The sequence below is a fragment of the Bradyrhizobium sp. 61 genome (assembly GCF_023073075.1).
Classification (GTDB): domain Bacteria; phylum Pseudomonadota; class Alphaproteobacteria; order Rhizobiales; family Xanthobacteraceae; genus Bradyrhizobium; species Bradyrhizobium barranii.
Genome location: NZ_JADPIU010000060.1, coordinates 1 through 2,588, shown reverse-complemented (window position 1 = coordinate 2,588; position 2,588 = coordinate 1). Strand labels below are relative to the sequence as shown.

Sequence of the window (2,588 nt, the reverse complement as noted above, 5' to 3'; positions counted from 1 at the left end):
GCGATCTTCTCGATCTGGAACACGCGGGGATCGCCCGGCAGGTAGGTCATGCGCCGGATCGCGGTGTCCTGGAAGATGACGCCGCTTTCACCGCCGGCAATGCCGCGCGTAATACCGCCATCCGGCAGGTCCTGGGAATCGCTCGAGTTGATGCCGGCGGTCCATGAATTCGCGCCATTGACGTCGTTCAACCCGGACCATTGAACCCGGTTCGGGTTGGTGAGGAGGCCGGTCAGGACCACAAACCGGCCAACCACATCGGCATAGCGGGCTTGCGGGGGGCTACCAGCCAAATCAGCAAACGCCGAGGAGCTCGAAATATCGAACACCTGCGGCACGACGTTGGCCTGCACCACGATGACGAGATTGTTGAACTGGATGAATACCCACTGTTCAGAGGCGGTAACGGCCGCATACGGGCCGCCCCCCTTTGAAACCTTCGTCCATGCATAGGTGGTGTTGTCGAGCTTGTATAGGTCGGTAGAGGTAGCCGCAAACACGACCACCGAGCCGTCTGTCTTGTACGCCGAAAAGGCGCCGCGGCATTGCGCTCCAAGAGACAGCGAAAGGGCGGTGAGGCTCTTGAAGGGCCCATAGCCATCACCCTGCGGGACGACGTTGAGAACACCCTTTTCGGTCTGCGCTTCGTAGTCGCTGAGATCGGGGCGATATTCGCCGAAGGGAATGACCGGCATCAGAAGCTCGTCGCGCGAATGCGGCCGGTCGCCGTCCGGGCCGAGGTCTTGTAGTCGAGCGCATCCTTGTAGCTCTGGATCTGGACGGACATGCGCTGCATGCCGTCTGTGTCCTCCAGGAGGTTCGTGTAGAGCAGCAGCTTGGCATGGCAGCGGATCAGCTGCTCTGCGTCATTGGTCCATGCGTTTGTGTCGGTGTCGCCGGCGAGCTCTGTGAGCTTGTAGTGCATGTGCGGCCGCATCGTGTAGACAGCGACCGGCGTCGGCCAGAGCAGGATTTGGCTGTCGATGTAGGTATAGGCGCAGGGACGCCCGTTGCCGGTGGACGTGCTTTGCAGCCACTCGAATTCGTCGGCCTCGTACTTTTCGAGCTCGAGCGGCCGGCCGCCGTCGAACAGGAACAGCGTGTCGAGGCCGATGATGTCGGGGATCTGCGCAAGAGCGCTGGCGCCGTAAGCCACCTGCCCGATCACGGTCGAAAACGTGAAGGACCGCGTGACGTTGAAGTAAAACCGCGAGGTCTCGTAGTGCTTAACGGCGTCTACGATTGCGCTTTTTATTTGGCTTGTCAGGTCGGTTCGCGTCAGGTCCGTTGCGATCGCGGTCTGAAGGTCGAGATACGTTCCCATCGTCCACCATCACAGCCGGAGGCGCGAGCGGCGCCGGGATAGCCGGAGGCGGCGATTGCTCCTCAAGAACAACCGCCGCGCCCGCGTAATGCAGCCAGATCTCCACCAGCGCTAGCTGATGTCGTTGTTCGGAATGTACTTGACGATGATCACGGCCTGGCCGGCGCTCGCCGCGGTACCGGTCTGGGTGTACAGCGCGAACACCTGGCTATCGGCCGCCAGCGGGACCAACGCGGTGCCGGTGGGCGCAAGGTTCTGCTTGAGGCCCGTGGTGCCGGAGACGGTCTGCGCCGACGTGACGATATTGGCGTAGGTCGAGGCTTCGATACCGACCGACAGAACGTTGGTCGTGGCGGCATTGAAGGCCGTCACAATGTTCACGTCGGTGCCGATGAGAACGGCGCCTTTCGGGAGCCATTGCTTGCCGTTGCCGGTCGCAATGCCCGCATCGTTGAAGTTCACAGTGAAGCGCAGGTAGTGAACCTGCTGTTCTGCGGATTGGCGGGCAGTGCTCGCCACGATTCCGGTAGCCATGTCGTTCGCCTTTCGAAAAGGGTTGCAGGATCAGCAGCCGCGCTTAGTGCGCGACTGCGTAGGTGGTGGCGACGATGGTGCCGAAGTCCTTGGCGTTGAACACCGACTTCTTCATGCCCCAAACGGTCTGCGCGGAGACGCCGAGCTCGCGCTCGTAATCGAACAGCTCCTCGATCCACTTGAAGTGGGAGCCGTTGGAGAACTCCTTGCCGAAGCCGATCGCGGCCGCCTGCGCTCCGCAGAAAACCGCCCGACGGGTGGAGGTCTGCGCGGCGCCGGCGTTGGAGATGCCGACGGGCAGGCGATTCCACTTGTGCAGAACGACGCCGTTGTACTCGCCGAGCGCGCCGGTATAGATCGGCGACTTGGAGCCAGAGCCGCCGGCCAGAGCCGACTTCTGGATGTCCAGCCATTGGCCAGTCGAGGTCGAAATCCGCATGTCCGTGACCTGGTAGTCGTGCAGGAACATGACGAACTTCTTCTCGCCGCCGACCATGATGGGACGGATCAGCGGGGAAGCCACATTGGCGCGCTCCACCAGGGCGTCGATGATCTGAAGGTTCATCGTCTTGGTGTTGTCGCCGTTGATGGTGGCGTCGTCGGTCGCGCCGCCACCGCGGTAGATGTTGGTCGGCGCGGTGATCGCGTTGTTGCCGGTGAAGCGGGCATCCGTCACCAGCGTGTTGCCGGCCAGATGGTTCGCCATGGTGGTGTCGAAACGGTTGGAGAA

The 2,588-nt window shown here is 62.1% G+C and carries 3 protein-coding genes and 1 pseudogene; all 4 read right to left on the bottom strand.

The features are described 5' to 3' along the window. Positions 1-695 (bottom strand): annotated as a pseudogene (locus IVB46_RS21020) (hypothetical protein); the annotation flags it as partial. Further along, complete coding sequence (locus IVB46_RS21015; protein WP_247343396.1) at positions 695-1,324, bottom strand: hypothetical protein; 630 nt, start codon at positions 1,322-1,324, stop codon at positions 695-697. The gene IVB46_RS21015 and the pseudogene IVB46_RS21020, both read right to left, overlap by 1 nt. A 111-nt stretch (positions 1,325-1,435) precedes the next feature. Further along, positions 1,436-1,858 carry a hypothetical protein gene (locus IVB46_RS21010; RefSeq protein ID WP_247343394.1) on the bottom strand — a complete coding sequence of 141 codons (423 nt, stop codon included), beginning with the start codon at positions 1,856-1,858 and terminating at the stop codon, positions 1,436-1,438. 43 nt (positions 1,859-1,901) lie between these two features. Then, the coding region (locus IVB46_RS21005; RefSeq protein ID WP_247343391.1) for a N4-gp56 family major capsid protein at positions 1,902-2,588 on the bottom strand (687 nt) is incomplete at its 5' end.